The following is a 15,854-nucleotide window of genomic DNA, read 5'->3' on the forward strand; positions in this document are numbered from 1 at the left end:
GTCCGGGTTAGGCGGCTTTAATATTCCGTTGCGAGCTCTGCGAGCCGCGGAATTTCGTTGCCGCCGTTCCGGACCGTCCCGGCACCAGCCGGGACGGTGATACTGCTAAACCTCTTCGACGGAGCTGGGCTCTGCACGGGACAGATCGATACCCAGTTCCTCCGCGGCCCGGAAGACTTCTTCATCCGAGTCACGCATTTCAATCGTGTTGCCTTCGGTGGAGAGGACTTCCACATTCAGGCAGAGCGACTGCATTTCCTTGATCAGGACCTTGAACGATTCCGGAACGCCGGGCTCCGGGATGTTCTCGCCCTTGACGATGGCTTCGTAGACCTTCACGCGGCCATGGATGTCATCAGACTTGATCGTGAGCAGTTCCTGCAGCGTGTAGGCAGCGCCGTACGCTTCCAGGGCCCAGACTTCCATCTCACCGAAGCGCTGGCCGCCGAACTGTGCCTTACCACCCAGCGGCTGCTGCGTGATCATGGAGTACGGTCCGGTGGAGCGTGCGTGGATCTTGTCGTCCACCAGGTGGTGGAGCTTCAGGATGTACATGTAGCCGACCGAGATCGGGTCCGGGAACGGCTGGCCGGAGCGGCCGTCGTACATCCGGGCCTTGCCCGAGGCACCGATCAGGCGGTTGCCGTCACGGGTCACGTTGGTGGAGTCGAGCAGGTTGATGATCTCATCCTCGCTGGCACCGTCGAACACCGGGGTTGCAACCGTGGTGGGACCGGTCTCGCGGGGCAGGTTCGGCAGGTCCTTGACCCAGTCCGGCTCGCCCTCGATCTTCCAGCCCTGCTTGGCAGCCCAGCCCAGGTGGATTTCCAGGACCTGTCCAACGTTCATTCGGCCCGGAACACCCAGCGGGTTCAGGATGATGTCGACGGGGGTTCCGTCTTCCATGAACGGCATGTCTTCGATCGGGAGGATCTTGGAGATGACGCCCTTGTTGCCGTGGCGGCCGGCCAGCTTGTCGCCGTCCGTGATCTTGCGCTTGTGCGCCACGTAGACGCGGACCAGCTGGTTGACGCCCGGGGGCAGCTCGTCGTCGTTGTCGCGGTCGAAGATACGGACGCCGATGACGGTGCCGGACTCGCCGTGGGGAACCTTCAGGGAGGTGTCGCGGACTTCGCGGCTCTTCTCGCCGAAGATGGCGCGCAGCAGGCGCTCTTCCGGGGTCAGTTCCGTTTCACCCTTCGGGGTGACACGGCCAACCAGGATGTCGCCTGCTTCAACCTCGGCACCGATGTGGATGATGCCGCGCTCGTCGAGCTGCGAAAGCACCTCTTCGGAGACGTTGGGGATGTCGCGGGTGATTTCCTCGGCACCAAGCTTGGTGTCGCGGGCGTCAACCTCGTGCTCCTCAATGTGGATGGAGGTCAGGACATCGTCGGAGACCATGCGCTGGGACAGGATGATGGCATCTTCGTAGTTGTGGCCTTCCCATGACATGAATGCCACGAGCAGGTTCTTACCAAGGGCCAGTTCACCCTGGTCCGTTGCGGGACCGTCGGCGATGATGCTGTTGACCTCAACCCGGGCACCTTCGGAAACCAGCACGCGCTGGTTGTAGGCGTTGCCCTGGTTGGAGCGCTCGAACTTCATGATCGGGTAGCTGGTCTCGGTGCCGTCGTCGTTCATGACGGTGACGATGTCAGCGGAAACCTCGGTGACAACACCGGGCTTCTTGGCGGTCACGGAGTCGCCGGCGTCAACTGCGGTGTACTTCTCCATGCCGGTGCCCACGACGGGGCGCTCGGAACGGAGCAGCGGCACAGCCTGGCGCTGCATGTTCGCACCCATGAGGGCACGGTTGGCATCGTCATGCTCGAGGAACGGAATCAGGGCCGTAGCCACCGACACCATCTGGCGCGGGGAGACGTCCATGTACTCGACCTCGTTGGGCTCAACGAGGACGGGCTCACCGGAGCCGCCGCGGGCACGGACGAGGACAAGGTCCTCGGCGAAGTGCTGGTCGGCGCGCAGCGGGGCGTTTGCCTGGGCAATGGTGCGCTCAACTTCGTCATCGGCGGTCAGGTAGTCAACCTTGTCGGTGACTACGCCTTCCTCGACCTTGCGGTACGGGGTTTCGATGAAGCCGAAGGCGTTGATGCGGCCGTAGGAAGCCAGCGAACCGATCAGGCCGATGTTCGGGCCTTCAGGGGTTTCGATGGGGCACATACGTCCGTAGTGGGACGGGTGCACATCTCGGACTTCCATGCCTGCACGGTCACGGGACAGACCGCCCGGGCCCAGTGCGGACAGGCGGCGCTTGTGCGTCAGACCGGCCAGCGGGTTGTTCTGGTCCATGAACTGCGAGAGCTGGGACGTTCCGAAGAACTCCTTGATCGCAGCAACCACGGGACGGATGTTGATCAGGGTCTGCGGCGTGATGGCCTCGACGTCCTGGGTGGTCATCCGTTCGCGGACCACACGCTCCATACGGGACAGGCCCGTGCGGATCTGGTTTTCGATCAGTTCGCCGACGGCGCGGATACGGCGGTTGCCGAAGTGGTCGATGTCGTCGACCTCGACGCGGATGTCCACGTCGGCACCGTTGCGCTTGCCCGGAACCGTCTTCTCGCCGGCGTGCAGTGCCACGAGGAACTTGATCATGGCGACGATGTCGTCATTGTTCAGTACCGACGCGTCGGAATCCGTCAGGGGCTTGTCGATGCCGAGCTTGCGGTTGATCTTGTAGCGGCCAACCTTGGCCAGATCGTAGCGCTTCGGGTTGAAGTACAGGTTGTCCAGCAGCGTCTGGGCAGCCTCGACCGTGGGCGGCTCGCCCGGACGGAGCTTGCGGTAGATGTCCAGCAGGGCATCTTCGCGGGTTTCCGTGGGGTCCTTTTCCAGGGTGGCCCGGATGGAGTCGTATTCGCCGAAGGTCTCGAGGATCTGGCCTTCGGTCCACCCCAGTGCCTTGAGCAGCACGGTGACGGACTGCTTGCGCTTGCGGTCCAGGCGGACGCCCACCTGGTCGCGCTTGTCGATTTCCAGTTCGAACCATGCACCGCGGGAAGGAATGATCTTCGCGGTGTAGATGTCCTTGTCACTGGTCTTGTCAGCGGTGCGCTCAAAGTAGGCGCCCGGGGAACGGACCAGCTGGGAAACAACAACACGCTCGGTGCCGTTGATGACGAACGTTCCCTTGTCTGTCATGAGGGGGAAGTCGCCCATGAACACGGTCTGCTGCTTGATCTCACCCGTGTTGTTGTTCATGAATTCGGCTTTAACGTACAACGGGGCCGAGTACGTAGCGTCCCGGTCCTTGCACTCCGCCATGGTGTACTTCGGGTCGGCAAACTCCGGCTCCGAGAAGCTCAGGGACATGGTGCCCTGGAAGTCTTCAATCGGGGAGATTTCCTCGAAGATGTCGGCCAGGCCGGATGTGGTGGCAATACCCTGTTCGCCGGTCTCCCGCGCCTTTTCAACGCGCGCCTTCCAGCGCTCGTTGCCGACGAGCCAGTCAAAGCTGTCCGTCTGCAGGGCAAGAAGATTGGGAACGTCAAGCGGTTCGTGAATCTTTGCGAATGAAATCCGGGAAGCTGCGTTCTCCGGATTAGTAGCGGTTTCGTTATTAGAGGTGCTCGAGGCGACCAAGAGGGATCCTTCCACAGACCTTCAGGCGTGTTTCACGCCTCCTCCCCTGCACAATGCGGACCGAGTCCGTGTGCGTCCCTATGTCCGGCGTGCGGCACATCCACAGGTTGCGGATACTGCCCGGCACGGAACGAAGCCCACCGCTATATGAAGGCTGAAGGTTAACAGGAGGAAGCAAATATCCACTATAGGGCATTATGGGCAGACAAGTCTACCCGGTATTTGAACCCTGCTTCGCTCAACCCCTCCAAACGGAGGTTCCGGGGTGGGGGATCCAGTCTCGAATCCCGGCAATCGATTCCCGGTCAAGGGGGAGCTACAGGCAACACCGGCGTACCGTTTCCGCATCGGATACAGATACCTTACCGCACAACGGGGCTTTTATGCTTGCCGGGGCGGCGTGCGGCGCCGCCGCCCCTGTGACGGCGCTCTCCCCGGGGCTCCCGGGTTGGCGTAGCCTTATCCCTGTCTTCAATGACGAATACAACGACGAAAGCGACCCACGAGTGACTCACGCACCCATAAACACCTCCGCAGCCCGTGAGGGCGCAGCCGTTCCCGAAGTGGTTATCGTTGGGGGTGCGCGCACTCCCCAGGGCCGCCTGAACGGCCAGCTGTCCGCGTTCACGGCCGTCGAACTCGGCGCCTTTGCCATCAAGGGCGCACTGGAGAAGTCCGGTGTTGACGCCGCCGACGTGGATTCGGTCATCATGGGCCACGTTGTGCAGGCCGGCTGCGGGCAGAATCCCGCCCGCCAGGCATCCATCAAGGCCGGTATCGGCTGGGACGTCCCGGCGGTCACCGTCAACAAGGTCTGTCTCTCCGGCCTGGCTGCGGTGATCGACGCCGCCCGGCTGATCCGGGGCGGCGAGGCCACTGTGGTGGTGGCCGGCGGCCAGGAATCCATGACCCGCGGCCCGCACCTGCTTCCCGGCTCCCGCCAGGGCTGGAACTACGGCAACATCTCGGCCCTGGACTCCGTGGCCCACGACGGCCTGACGGATGCCTTCGACAACGACTCCATGGGCATTTCCACCGAACGGGGCAACACGAAGCTGGCCATCAAGCGGCTGGAACAGGACGAAGTAGCCGCAGCCTCCCACCAGCGGGCGGCAGCGGCAATGGCGGCGGGGATCTTCGACGCGGAAATTGTTCCCGTGACCGTGCCGCAGCGCCGCGGCGAACCCGTGGTGCTTACTGCGGACGAGGGCGTCCGCCCGGGCACCACGGTGGACACCCTGGCGGGCCTGAGGCCGGCCTTCGATGCAGAGGGAACCATCACGGCCGGCAACTCCTCCCCCCTTTCGGACGGCGCCGCAGCACTGATCCTCACGACCCGGGACTTCGCCGAAGCCAACGGGCTGAACGTCCTGGCCGCCGTCGGGCTCCCCGGCCAGGTTGCCGGTCCGGACAACACGCTGCATTCCCAGCCGTCCAACGCCCTCTTCGCCGCGCTTCGCCGGGCGGGCTGGAGCACCTCGGACCTGGACTTCATCGAGATCAACGAGGCCTTCGGTGCCGTGGCGGTCCAGTCCCTGAACGAACTGGGCATGGATCTGGAACAGTGCAACCTGCACGGCGGAGCCATCGCGCTCGGGCATCCGATCGGTGCCTCGGGCGCCCGTCTGGCCCTCACCGCAGCACATGAACTCGCCAGGCGCGGATCCGGCCGGGCCGGGGTTTCCCTCTGCGGCGGCGGCGGCCAGGGCGAAGCTCTCCTGCTGTACCGCGAAGAGGCCTAACCGCCCCGGAGCAGCCGCCCCGAGAGAATACAGAAGGCCCCGTTCCTTGCGGAACGGGGCCTTTTGTAAAGCGTTTTTATGCGGTGAGGCAGTAAAAACTACTTGACGGTGACGGTGGCGCCGGCAGCTTCGAGAGCTTCCTTGGCCTTGTCAGCGGCTTCCTTGTTGGCGCCTTCGAGGACGGCCTTCGGAGCGCTGTCAACCAGGTCCTTGGCTTCCTTCAGACCCAGCGAGGTCAGGGAGCGAACTTCCTTGATCACTGCGATCTTCTTGTCGCCGGCTGCTTCGAGGATGACGTCGAATTCGGTCTTCTCTTCAGCGGCTTCAGCGGCACCGGCAGCGGGGCCGGCAACTGCGACAGCAGCAGCGGTGACGTCGAACGTCTCCTCGAAGAGCTTCACGAAATCGGAGAGCTCGATGATGGACAGTTCCTTGAAAGCTTCAATGAGCTCTTCGTTGGTGAGCTTCGCCATGGTGTGGCGTCCTTCCTATAGTTGGTGCACGCAGGCACCGGAGATTGATGGAGAAGAGGTTCTACTCTTCGGTGGCTGCTTCTGCTGCCGGAGCTTCTTCTGCAGCGGCCGGGGCCTCTTCTGCAGCGGAGGCAGCGGGAGCGCCGCTTTCCTCTTCAAGCTTCGTACGCAGAGCGTCAGCCGCACGGGCGAGCATGGACATCGGTGCCTGGAGGACACCGGCGACGCGTGCAAGCTGGAGCTCACGGGACTCAAGGGCAGCCAGTGCGGCTACGCCGGCGGCATCCAGGGCATTGCCCTCGAAGACACCGGTCTTGATGATGAGCTGCGGGTTGGTCTTGGCAAAATCCGTCAGGCTCTTTGCAGCTGCAACTGCGTCACCCTTGATGAAGGCAATTGCAGTAGGTCCGGCAAGCTGGCCTTCGAACGCGTCGATGCCGGCTTCCTTGGCTGCAATGCCAGTCAGGGTGTTCTTTACGACCGAGTACTTGGTGTCCTGGCCGAGCGAACGACGCAGCTCCTTGAGCTGTGCAACGGTGAGCCCGCGGTATTCGGTTAGGACAGCAGCGGTCGATTCCTTGAAATCGGTGGTGATCTCCTCGACTGCTGACACCTTTGTTGGCGTTGCCATAACCCTCCTTCCGGGGAAATAGTGCCGGTGGATCGGGTCCCGAACATAAAAAACGCCCCGGGCAGATGCACGGGGCTTCACTCAACGGACACACAAAGTTCCGGAGTTCAGTTCGTTCACCTGCGCAGGCCGCCCTATCAAGGGACTTTCGGATGTTTCTCCAACCGGGTTCCACGCGTGGAGGGCTGAAGGTTCAGCCTTACGGTGGGATTGAATGCACATCGACCGACGGTCTTTGGTAGTTCCAGAGTACGGGAGAATCCGGCAGGGAACAAATCCCGGCAGCGGTGCCTGCTCGGACGGCAGCCGCACCCGGATTTCACTCGGCGGACAGCTCCTTTTGCCACTCTCCGGAGTAGCCGATGGCCCGGAACCCCAGCCGCTCATTGATGGAGAGCATGTGGCGGTTTTCCTCGGCGTTCCAGGTGTAAACCCGGAGCGCTTCGGGAACCGCCTCCCGGAGGCGGACCAGGTTCGCGGCTTTGAGCAGCATGCCCAGCCGGTTCCCCCGGTGGCCTTCCAGCACCAGGGTGTCGTCCTGGTAAACCACAGCGGGGTTGTTGCGGAAAACCTCCAGGACAGTGTGGCCGGCAAGCTCACCGGTGGCAACGTGCCGGGCGGCGCTGACCAGCACCTCTGCGTCCATGTCGCGGGCCAGACCCTCGGCTTCCCGCACCCGGGCTTCGTCCCAGACTTCCTCCGCCAGGTCCAGTCCTCCCATGGGTGCATCGGTGCTCATCTTCTGCCGCAGACGTGCGTAGGCCGCTATCAGGTCCTCGGGACATGCGCCGCTCCAGAACACGAGTTCGTAGCCTGCTCCCGCGGCGGTCCTCGCCTGTTCCAGCACGGCCTCATCATCTGCAGGGCTTCCCAGCTCGAGCCGGCTGACGCGGTCCACCAGTTCCAGCCGGAAACCCAACGCGGAAGCGAATAAGGCGGCGGCGTCCTGCGGGACCAGCGACGCGTTGCCGGCGAACGGTCCCGCCGGCTCACCGGAGAGCAAATGGTCCGTCTCCGCCATGAGCATGCGCCGGTTGTCCACCACCGCCAGTTGCTCCGCCGCGGCGTAGAGCCGCGTTCCGACGCCGCGGCGTCGGGCGGAAGGTGCCACCACAATGTCGACCGTTCCACTGTGCAGGTTGTCGGTCAGCGGGAGGTTTATCTGGGCCACCCCCACGATGTCGGCCCCGGCACGGGCGGCCAGGAGCTCTCGCCGCCGGGTCGGGGTGCTCCCCCGGCCGGCAAGCTGCGCCTGCGGCGGACCGTAAAAGTCATTGTTGCCCCAGAATTCCTGCTGCTGGGCATTGAACAGTTCGGCAACGGCAACGAAGTCCGCCGCCCCCGGTGCGTCCAGTCCGGCCGGAACGGCAATCGGCTCAATCGAGACCTGCATCTGCGTCATGGCCGACATCCTTCCGCACGCAGTCCCCGATACCAAACGCCAAGGCCCGGGAACACAAAAAAGCGGCCGCAGCGAAAAGCTGCGGCCGCCCTTTGGAGGGGAAGAATCCCCAGGTACTACTGCTGACTATGCGTCTGCGAGGACCTTGGTGACGTTGGGATCAACGCTGATGCTCGGGCCGAACGTGGTGGACACGGTCGCCTTGGAGATGTAGCGGCCCTTTGCTGCGGACGGCTTGAGGCGAAGGACCTCTTCCAGAGCTGCTGCGTAGTTCTCAGCCAGCTTCTGGGCGTCGAAGGACACCTTGCCGATGATGAAGTGCAGGTTGGAGTGCTTGTCGACGCGGAAGTCGATCTTGCCACCCTTGATGTCCGTGACAGCCTTGGCCACGTTCGGGGTAACCGTACCGGTCTTCGGGTTCGGCATGAGGTTACGCGGGCCGAGCACGCGGCCCAGGCGGCCGACCTTGCCCATCATGTCCGGGGTAGCCACTGCGGCGTCGAAGTCGGTCCAGCCTGCTGCAACCTTTTCGATCATGTCGTCGGAACCAACGAAGTCGGCGCCGGCAGCGATTGCTGCTTCAGCCTTCTCGCCGGTTGCGAAAACGAGGACGCGGGCCGTCTTGCCGGTGCCGTGGGGCAGGTTGACCGTGCCGCGGACCATCTGGTCAGCCTTACGGGGGTCAACGCCCAGGCGGAAAGCCACCTCAACGGTTGCGTCGAACTTGGAAGGATTGGTGTCCTTCGCCAGCTCTACAGCCTCGACCGGTGCGTACTGCTTGTCCGCATCGATCTTGGCTGCAGCTGCTTCATATGCTTTGCTGCGCTTTGCCATCTGCTTTTTCTCCTTGTGCAGTTGTGGTCTATCGGACCGCGCCCGGCCCTGCCACGCGCCGTCGCCCGTTAGGGGCGGCGGCAGTTATGTGAAATTGAAACCAGTACGGGGACTTAGCCCTGTACGGTGATGCCCATCGAGCGGGCGGTGCCTGCGATGATCTTGGCAGCTGCCTGGACATCGTTGGCGTTGAGGTCTTCCATCTTCATGGTGGCGATCTCTTCGACCTGAGCCTGGGTCAGGTTGGCAACCTTGGTGGTGTGCGGGGTTGCGGAACCCTTGGCTACACCGGCAGCCTTCTTGATCAGCTGTGCAGCCGGAGGGGTCTTCGTGATGAAGGTGAAGGAACGGTCTTCGTAGACGGTGATTTCCACCGGGATAACGTTGCCGCGCTGGGATTCCGTTGCAGCGTTGTACTGCTTGCAGAATTCCATGATGTTGACACCGTGCTGGCCAAGTGCCGGACCAATCGGAGGAGCCGGGTTGGCGGCGCCTGCGTTGATCTGCAGCTTGATGAGGCCGGTGACCTTTTTCTTGGGGGCCATGAAAGGGTCCTTCTCTAAATTATGTTCCCGAAGGACAGGAGCGTCCGTCCGGGGTGGTGGCCGCCATGGCTTGGCGGCCGGACGCTGTCTGCAGGTTAAAGCGGACCTGCGGGCAGCGAAGTCTGGAAGCTACTGGAGCTTGGTGACCTGGCCGAAGCCAAGGGTCACAGGCGTCTCGCGCTCGAAGATGGTCACGAGAACCACCAGCTGCTGGGATTCGGGCTTGATCTCGGAGATCGTGGCCTGAAGCGTTTCGAACGGTCCTTCGTTGACCGTGACGGGCTCGCCGATTTCGAAGTCCACTGCAATGTTCGACGACTGCTGCTGCGCGGGCTTGCCGGCCTCGGTCTTGGGCGAAACCACGGTGTGCTCGAGCATCGAGTACACCTCGGAGAGGCTCAGCGGAGTCGGGTTGTGTGCGTTGCCAACGAAGCCGGTGACGCCGGGAGTGTGCCGGACAACGCCCCAGGACTCATCGGTGAGGTTCATGCGCACCAGCACGTAGCCGGGGATACGCACGCGGTTGACGATCTTCCGCGTGGTGTTCTTGATCTCGACGACTTCCTCCATCGGGACCTGGATCTCGAAGATGTCCTCTTCCATGTCCAGTGTCTGGATGCGGGTCTCAAGGTTGGACTTCACGCGGTTTTCGTAGCCGGCGTAGGAGTGGATGACGTACCAGTCACCCTCCTGGCGGCGCAGCTTGGCCTTGAAGGCCTCGGCCGGATCTTCCTCAGGCTCAGCGTCTTCTGCGGAATCAGCAGCTTCTTCAGCTGCGTTTTCTTCGTCGGCCGATGCATCAACAGCAGCGGGCGCCTCGTCGACGTCGGCTGCGGCGATCTGATCCTCGGTATCCAGATCAGCGTTGTCATTGATCTGTGATTCGAGTTCTTGCTCGGACACGTAGATTCCTGCTTTCTTCTTCAGAGCACTATCGGGTTTGTCACTAGCTCATGGTCTCCGGTTCCGCCCAGCGGGCGAAGCCTTAGGTCTTTGGCTAGCTTTCGCCGCCGCCCGAGCCGAAGATCCACAGTGCGCCCCTGCCAAAGGCAAAGTCGAGAGCCGTAACGATAAGCATCATCACCAGCACGAACGCGAGGACAACGAGTGTGTACCTCAGCAGTTCCTTACGGGTGGGGGTGACGACCTTTTTGAGTTCGGCGATCACCTGGCGCAGGAAGAGAGCGATACCGGCGAAGAAACCCCGCTTTTTGGGCCCGCTGGAGGGGTGTCCCTTGGAGCTGCTGGCAGCTGTCTCGGTCACCTTCGCCTCACTCATCTGTGTCGGTTCACAATCGCAGCATGCGCTGGGACTGCTCATTCCATGAAGGACTGCTGAGCTGCCGGAAATGACAGTTCTGCGCAGGGCAGACAGGACTCGAACCTGCAACCTGCGGTTTTGGAGACCGCTGCGCTACCAATTGCGCCACTACCCTATGGAGGAAAATTTCCCTACCGCACCATTGTAGCCACAGCGGAAGGACGTTAGTTTCCCAACAGGTCCGCTTGCAAGACACAATCCACTCGAAAGACACGAGACAGCGCGGTGAGGACAACCACCGAAGAACCAGTCTACGCAAACTTTGGCGTCCCGTCGAACCGGGCGGCTCTGCCGCGGGCCGGGCGTGCCTGCGGCGCGGATTCCGAGCGCCTAAACTGGTGGAATGCCGCCGTCGTCCGGCAGGACCGACGGGGCGCACCTAAGCTGCCACACACCAGACGGGAACCCCATGTCTTCCACCGGCCGTATATCAGAGCGCATCGCATCCATTGCCGAGTCCGCAACCCTGGCAGTGGATGCCAAGGCCAAGGCCCTCAAGGCGGCCGGGCGCCCGGTGATCGGTTTCGGCGCCGGGGAACCGGACTTTCCCACCCCCGACTACATTGTCGACGCCGCCGTGGACGCCGCCCGCCAGCCGCGCTTCCACCGCTACTCCCCCGCCGGAGGGCTGCCTGAACTGAAAAAGGCCATTGCGGCCAAGACCCTGCGGGACTCCGGTTACGCCGTCGAGCCCGCACAGGTCCTGGTGACCAACGGGGGCAAGCAGGCCGTGTACGAATCCTTCGCCACACTGCTGGATCCGGGCGACGAAGTCCTGGTTCCCACCCCGTACTGGACCACGTACCCGGAGGCGATCCGGCTGGCCGGCGGTGTTCCGGTGGAGGTCTTCGCCGGGCCGGAACAGGGCTACCTGGTGAGCGTCGAGCAGCTCGAGGCCGCCCGCACGGAACGCACCAAGGTCCTCCTTTTCGTCTCGCCGTCGAACCCGACGGGCGCGGTGTACCCGCCGGAGCAGGTGGCGGAGATCGGGCGGTGGGCTGCGGAACACGGGCTGTGGGTCATCACGGACGAGATTTACGAGCACCTGACGTACGACGGCGTGCCCTTTACCTCCATTGCCACGGCTGCACCGGAGCTCGGCGACAAGGTAATTGTGCTCAACGGCGTGGCCAAGACCTACGCCATGACCGGCTGGCGGGTCGGCTGGATGATCGCCGCCCCGGACGTCATCAAGGCCGCCACCAACCTGCAGTCCCACCTGTCCTCCAACGTGTCCAACGTGTCGCAGATGGCGGCGCTGGCTGCGGTGTCGGGACCATTGACCGCCGTGGACGAAATGAAGCAGGCCTTTGACCGCCGCCGCAAGGCCATGGTTTCGGCCCTGAACTCGATTGACGGTGTGGAGTGCCCCATGCCCGAAGGTGCGTTCTACGCCTACGCGGATGTCCGCGGACTGCTTGGACGCGAGTTCCCGGGCAAGAACGGTCCGGTCCGGCCGCAGACCTCCGCCGAGCTGGCAGCCCTGATCCTGGATACCGTGGAAGTTGCCGTGGTGCCGGGCGAAGCCTTCGGCCCCTCGGGCTACCTCCGCCTCTCGTACGCCCTGGGCGACGAAGACCTCGCCGTCGGCATGGAGCGGCTGCAGGACTTCCTCGGCAAGGGCCGGTAGGCAGCTAGAGCAGGCGGCGGTCCGCGGCCCAGCGGGTGAGCTCGTGCCGTGAGGAGAGCTGGAGTTTGCGCAGCACCGAGGAAACATGGGTTTCCACGGTCTTCACGGAAATAAACAGCTCGCGGGCCACCTCCTTGTAGCTGTAGCCGCGGGCGATCAGCCGCATGACCTCCAGTTCGCGCGCCGAGAGACGGTCCAGTTCGTCATCGACCGCCACGCTCGCCGTACCGAAGGCATCAAGCACGAATCCGGCCAGGCGGGGCGAGAAGACGGCGTCGCCGCCGGCCACCCGGACAACGGCGTCGGAAATCTCCGGCCCGGAGATGGTTTTGGTGACGTAGCCGCGGGCACCGGCACGGATCACCGTCACCACGTCTTCGGCGGCGTCGGACACGCTCAGCGCCAGGAACCTGGTGACCCCGAGCAGCCCGGCGCACCCGGCGAGCACTTCCGCGCCGCCGCCGCCGTTGCCGCCGGGCAGGTGGACGTCCAGGAGGACGACGGCGGGCCGCCGGGCCGTGATCACTGCAACTGCCGTTTCCACGCTGTCTGCTTCGGCCACCACGTTGATCCGTGCGTCCAGGTCCGCCCGGAGGCCGGAGCGGAAAATGGCATGGTCATCGACCACCACGACGTCGATGGGCAGCTGCGGGTGGGCCGTCATTGAGGTTGTGCTCCGTTGCTCGAGACATGGATTGGAGAGTTCTTCCCGGCCTCCCGGGGGCGTGCTGCCCTGGCGCCGTGCGCCGTATTGCCCGCGGTACCGCCCGTTCCCGGCTCACCGGAACCGTTCTCGGGGCCGTTCGGCAGCGGCAGCACCAGCCGGACCTCGGTGCCGTCCGAAGTGCTGCGGATGGCGGCGCTGCCCCCGGCGCGCTGCATCCGTCCGATAATGGAGCCGCGCACACCGATGCGGTCCGGGGGCACCGCCTCCGGATCGAATCCGGGCCCGCGGTCCCGCACAAAGACTTCGAGCTGCTCGGGCCGGCATTCAACATAAACGGAAACCGTTCCGCCGGCATGCTGCGCAGCGTTGAGCACGGCCGCCCGGGCGGCGGAGGCCAGGGCTTCGGTCCGCTCATCCAGCTCCGCGTCCGAAACGGCCACCAGCTCAATCGGGTGCCCGTAGGCGTCCTCTATTTCAGCAGCCATGCGGCGCAGGCATTCAACGAGGTGGTCTTCCGCCCGGGCCCGGTCAGAGTACAGCCACTGCCGCAGCTCCCTTTCCTGGGCCCGGGCGAGCCGGATCACATCCTGCTCGGAGCCGGCCCTTTTCTGGATCAGGGCCAGGGTCTGCAGGACCGAGTCGTGCAGGTGGGCCGCAATTTCAGCCCGTTCGGTCTGCCGGATCCGTCCGGACCGTTCCGCTTCCAGGTCCCGCCAGTGTTTTACGGCCCACGGTGTGAAAACCAGTGCCACGCCGGCCAGCACGGCGGCGGAGGCCAGCAGCCCGGACATCAGGACATCCCAGCTCACGGCCCCCGAGATAACCACCAGCACCCCGGCCACCACCAGCAGCAGGCCTGCTGTGAGCCGGATCAGGCCGGAGGCACGGTCCGCGCCGGCGCTGTTCATCAGCCCTGCCCGCCGGCGCTCATCCAACTGGGACCAGGCCAGCACCGCACCGCCGGCAATCGCGGCGACCGGAACAAACAGCCCCCAGTTCAGGTCCGCGCCCAGCCGCTGGGCAATGACGGCTGCAGCCACCAGCAGCAGGGCAAGGCCGGCTGCCACCTCCCGCTGCCCTGCCTTTCCTGGACCCTTTCCGGGACCGTGCGAAGGCACTGCGCCTTCCCGCAGCTGCCGGGCATAGTTCTCGGCAATACTGCGCGGGTTGGCGGAGACCTGCTCCTTTTTCTCCTGCTCCTCCTGCGTCGGCACCATGACCCACAGCCAGCCGTAGAGAATGACGCCGCTTCCGGCACCCAGCACCAGCACGGCCATGAGGATCCGGGTCAGCTTCACGGGCCAGCCCAGGTGTGCTGCGAGTCCGGCGCAGACGCCGGCAATAATCCGGTCGCGGGGACGCACCAAGGGTTCTCTCATGGCCCCATCCAAGCACGCCGGAGGTGCCGGGGACCGGCCCGGAGGCCAATTAGTGTGTTTCTTCAGGGCACGTTCAGGGGCAGCTCAGGGTAGTCCCTGATGCGGCCGGGCGGCAGCGGGAGAAGACTGGAGGCATGAACCCTTCCCCATTTCCTGATTCCGGAGCACAAGACCCCGCACCGCAGCCTGCAGCTGAGCAGCGGCCTGCCCCGGCAGGCAGCCATGCAGCCGGCACCGGTGCGGAAGGTGCCGGGCCGGCACCCTCCGCCATCCACGGCGGTTTCTTTCGCTGGGTCCGCTCGTTCGGCGTCGTGCGCGGCGGTGACCGGTGGTTCGGCGGAGTAGCCACCGGGATCGCCGCGCGGACCGGACTGGATCCGGTGCTTATCCGCGGCCTGTTTGTAGTCCTGGGTGTCTTCGGAATCGGTTTCCTGGCGTACGGGGTCGCCTGGGCACTGCTTCCGGAACCGGACGGCAGGATCCATCTCGAAGAGGCGGGCCGCGGAACCTGGACATCGGGCATGACCGGGGCGCTCATTTTCGCCCTCATCGGCATGGGCGGCCCCGGCGCTTCCTTCCTCGCAGACAGCTGGTTCGGCGCCGCCGTCTGGACGCTGTTCTGGATCGGTGCGGGTGTGGCCGCCATTTACTGGTTCTCCACGGGGAAGGGACACAAGCTCGTTTCCGGCCATGGAGCCGCTGCGGATGCGTCCGGGGACCCGGCGGCCTCAGGCGCCGTCACTCCTCCCGCCGGTGCCGGGACTACCGGAACCCAGGAGTCCCGTCCCGGCAGGCCCGTTTCGCTGGCCAAACCCGGTATGGACGCCACCGGCACCGCCCCTGCCGGTTCTGCACCTGCCGGCGGCACAGCTCCCTTTACCGCCGCACCGCACGGCGGGTTTGCCGTTCCGCCCGGACCAGTTCCGCCGCCGGCAGCCGACTCGAAGCGGAACGCCGAACGCACCGAAAAGGCAAAGCGCATCCCGGGAGCCCCGGGGTCCTTCGCCGCGGCTCTCTTCGGTGCCGCCCTGCTCGCAGGCGGAACCGTCCTCGCCCTGGATTACGTCAACGTCCTTTCCCTGGGCGCACCGGTATCGGTTGCCTTGGCAGCGGCCGCTGCCGTCCTGGGCATCGGCATCGTGATCCTGGGCGTGGTCGGCAGGCACTCCGGCGGGATCGGCACGGCGGCAGTGGCAGCCCTCGTAGCCTCCCTCCTGACCCAGGGCAGCATGGCCAACGCCAACCTGCTGGTGGCCAGCAATGCGGAGTGGGCGCCGCGGGACGCTGCCCAGGCGGGCGGCGGCTACACCGTGATCGCCGCCAACGGCACAGTTGACCTGCGGGAGACCGAGACTTCGGGGAACTTCGAGATCCCGGCCAGCGTCGCCGCAGGGAACCTCGCCATCCTGGTTCCCGACGATGCGCCGGTAACGATCCGGTTCGGCATGACTGCGGGAAATGTCGAGGTAAACGACGGATCGGACCGGCAGGAATACAGCGGGCTGTGGCAGCCATCCGACGAGCGCACGCTCAACGACGGCGCCGACGGAGACCGGATCACCATTGATGTCCGCGGACTCGCGGGGAACGTACTCGTCACGACTGAAGAAAGCGATCTTTAACC

Annotated in this window: 13 protein-coding genes and 1 tRNA gene; 3 read left to right on the forward strand and 11 right to left on the reverse strand. The window is 64.5% G+C overall.

Features of this window, described 5'->3' with window-relative positions:
- Window positions 1–105 precede the first annotated feature (105 nt).
- A complete protein-coding gene (gene rpoB, locus N2K95_RS12775; RefSeq protein ID WP_255790539.1) occupies window positions 106–3,606 on the reverse strand; it encodes a DNA-directed RNA polymerase subunit beta in 3,501 nt (1,166 codons plus the stop codon).
- Between the two features lie 506 nt (window positions 3,607–4,112).
- Here rpoB and N2K95_RS12780 point away from each other — a divergent pair.
- Window positions 4,113–5,348, forward strand: coding sequence for an acetyl-CoA C-acetyltransferase (locus tag N2K95_RS12780; RefSeq protein WP_255790541.1), 1,236 nt, complete (start codon window positions 4,113–4,115; stop codon window positions 5,346–5,348).
- A 98-nt stretch (window positions 5,349–5,446) separates the two neighbouring features.
- Here N2K95_RS12780 and rplL read toward each other — a convergent pair whose 3' ends face one another.
- The 8 genes from rplL to N2K95_RS12820 form a co-directional block, all read right to left on the reverse strand.
- Entirely contained in the window at window positions 5,447–5,821 is a 375-nt protein-coding gene (gene rplL, locus N2K95_RS12785) for a 50S ribosomal protein L7/L12 (RefSeq protein ID WP_227918771.1), read from the reverse strand.
- A 61-nt stretch (window positions 5,822–5,882) separates the two neighbouring features.
- The gene (gene rplJ / locus N2K95_RS12790; protein WP_260651840.1) at window positions 5,883–6,452 is read right to left on the reverse strand and encodes a 50S ribosomal protein L10; all 570 of its coding nucleotides are present in this window, start codon (window positions 6,450–6,452) and stop codon (window positions 5,883–5,885) included.
- A gap of 319 nt (window positions 6,453–6,771) precedes the next feature.
- A complete protein-coding gene (locus N2K95_RS12795) occupies window positions 6,772–7,854 on the reverse strand; it encodes a GNAT family N-acetyltransferase (RefSeq protein WP_260651842.1) in 1,083 nt (360 codons plus the stop codon).
- A gap of 126 nt (window positions 7,855–7,980) precedes the next feature.
- Window positions 7,981–8,688 carry a 50S ribosomal protein L1 gene (gene rplA / locus N2K95_RS12800; protein WP_255790545.1) on the reverse strand — a complete coding sequence of 236 codons (708 nt, stop codon included), beginning with the start codon at window positions 8,686–8,688 and terminating at the stop codon, window positions 7,981–7,983.
- Between the two features lie 113 nt (window positions 8,689–8,801).
- Window positions 8,802–9,233, reverse strand: coding sequence for a 50S ribosomal protein L11 (gene rplK / locus N2K95_RS12805; RefSeq protein ID WP_230021192.1), 432 nt, complete (start codon window positions 9,231–9,233; stop codon window positions 8,802–8,804).
- A gap of 129 nt (window positions 9,234–9,362) precedes the next feature.
- Complete coding sequence (gene nusG / locus N2K95_RS12810) at window positions 9,363–10,136, reverse strand: transcription termination/antitermination protein NusG (protein WP_255790548.1); 774 nt, start codon at window positions 10,134–10,136, stop codon at window positions 9,363–9,365.
- Between the two features lie 94 nt (window positions 10,137–10,230).
- Window positions 10,231–10,512: a preprotein translocase subunit SecE gene (gene secE, locus N2K95_RS12815; RefSeq protein ID WP_255790549.1), complete on the reverse strand. Its 282-nt coding sequence runs from the start codon at window positions 10,510–10,512 to the stop codon at window positions 10,231–10,233.
- 84 nt (window positions 10,513–10,596) lie between these two features.
- Window positions 10,597–10,669, reverse strand: a tRNA-Trp gene (locus N2K95_RS12820).
- A gap of 294 nt (window positions 10,670–10,963) precedes the next feature.
- Here N2K95_RS12820 and N2K95_RS12825 point away from each other — a divergent pair.
- Complete coding sequence (locus tag N2K95_RS12825) at window positions 10,964–12,184, forward strand: pyridoxal phosphate-dependent aminotransferase (RefSeq protein ID WP_260651843.1); 1,221 nt, start codon at window positions 10,964–10,966, stop codon at window positions 12,182–12,184.
- A gap of 4 nt (window positions 12,185–12,188) precedes the next feature.
- On the opposite strand, the gene N2K95_RS12830 is transcribed toward N2K95_RS12825, so the two are convergent.
- Both N2K95_RS12830 and N2K95_RS12835 read right to left on the reverse strand, forming a co-directional pair.
- A complete protein-coding gene (locus N2K95_RS12830) occupies window positions 12,189–12,848 on the reverse strand; it encodes a LuxR C-terminal-related transcriptional regulator (protein WP_255790552.1) in 660 nt (219 codons plus the stop codon).
- Window positions 12,845–14,230, reverse strand: coding sequence for an ATP-binding protein (locus tag N2K95_RS12835; protein ID WP_260651844.1), 1,386 nt, complete (start codon window positions 14,228–14,230; stop codon window positions 12,845–12,847). Before N2K95_RS12835 ends, N2K95_RS12830 begins: the two co-directional genes overlap by 4 nt.
- Before the next feature lie 134 nt (window positions 14,231–14,364).
- On the opposite strand from N2K95_RS12835, the gene N2K95_RS16295 reads away from it, so the two are divergent.
- Entirely contained in the window at window positions 14,365–15,852 is a 1,488-nt protein-coding gene (locus N2K95_RS16295; protein ID WP_313771087.1) for a PspC domain-containing protein, read from the forward strand.
- Window positions 15,853–15,854 lie beyond the last annotated feature (2 nt).

The organism is Arthrobacter zhaoxinii (assembly GCF_025244925.1).
GTDB lineage: Bacteria > Actinomycetota > Actinomycetes > Actinomycetales > Micrococcaceae > Arthrobacter_B > Arthrobacter_B zhaoxinii.

Coding starts and splice junctions, on each gene's coding strand:
- rplK (WP_230021192.1), bottom strand. CDS start 9,233: ATGGCCCCCAAGAAAAAGGTCACCGGCCTCATCAAGCTGCAGATCAAC.
- N2K95_RS16295 (WP_313771087.1), top strand. CDS start 14,365: ATGAACCCTTCCCCATTTCCTGATTCCGGAGCACAAGACCCCGCACCG.
- N2K95_RS12830 (WP_255790552.1), bottom strand. CDS start 12,848: ATGACGGCCCACCCGCAGCTGCCCATCGACGTCGTGGTGGTCGATGAC.
- N2K95_RS12835 (WP_260651844.1), bottom strand. CDS start 14,230: ATGAGAGAACCCTTGGTGCGTCCCCGCGACCGGATTATTGCCGGCGTC.
- N2K95_RS12795 (WP_260651842.1), bottom strand. CDS start 7,854: ATGACGCAGATGCAGGTCTCGATTGAGCCGATTGCCGTTCCGGCCGGA.
- rplA (WP_255790545.1), bottom strand. CDS start 8,688: ATGGCAAAGCGCAGCAAAGCATATGAAGCAGCTGCAGCCAAGATCGAT.
- N2K95_RS12825 (WP_260651843.1), top strand. CDS start 10,964: ATGTCTTCCACCGGCCGTATATCAGAGCGCATCGCATCCATTGCCGAG.
- rplL (WP_227918771.1), bottom strand. CDS start 5,821: ATGGCGAAGCTCACCAACGAAGAGCTCATTGAAGCTTTCAAGGAACTG.
- rplJ (WP_260651840.1), bottom strand. CDS start 6,452: ATGGCAACGCCAACAAAGGTGTCAGCAGTCGAGGAGATCACCACCGAT.
- secE (WP_255790549.1), bottom strand. CDS start 10,512: ATGAGTGAGGCGAAGGTGACCGAGACAGCTGCCAGCAGCTCCAAGGGA.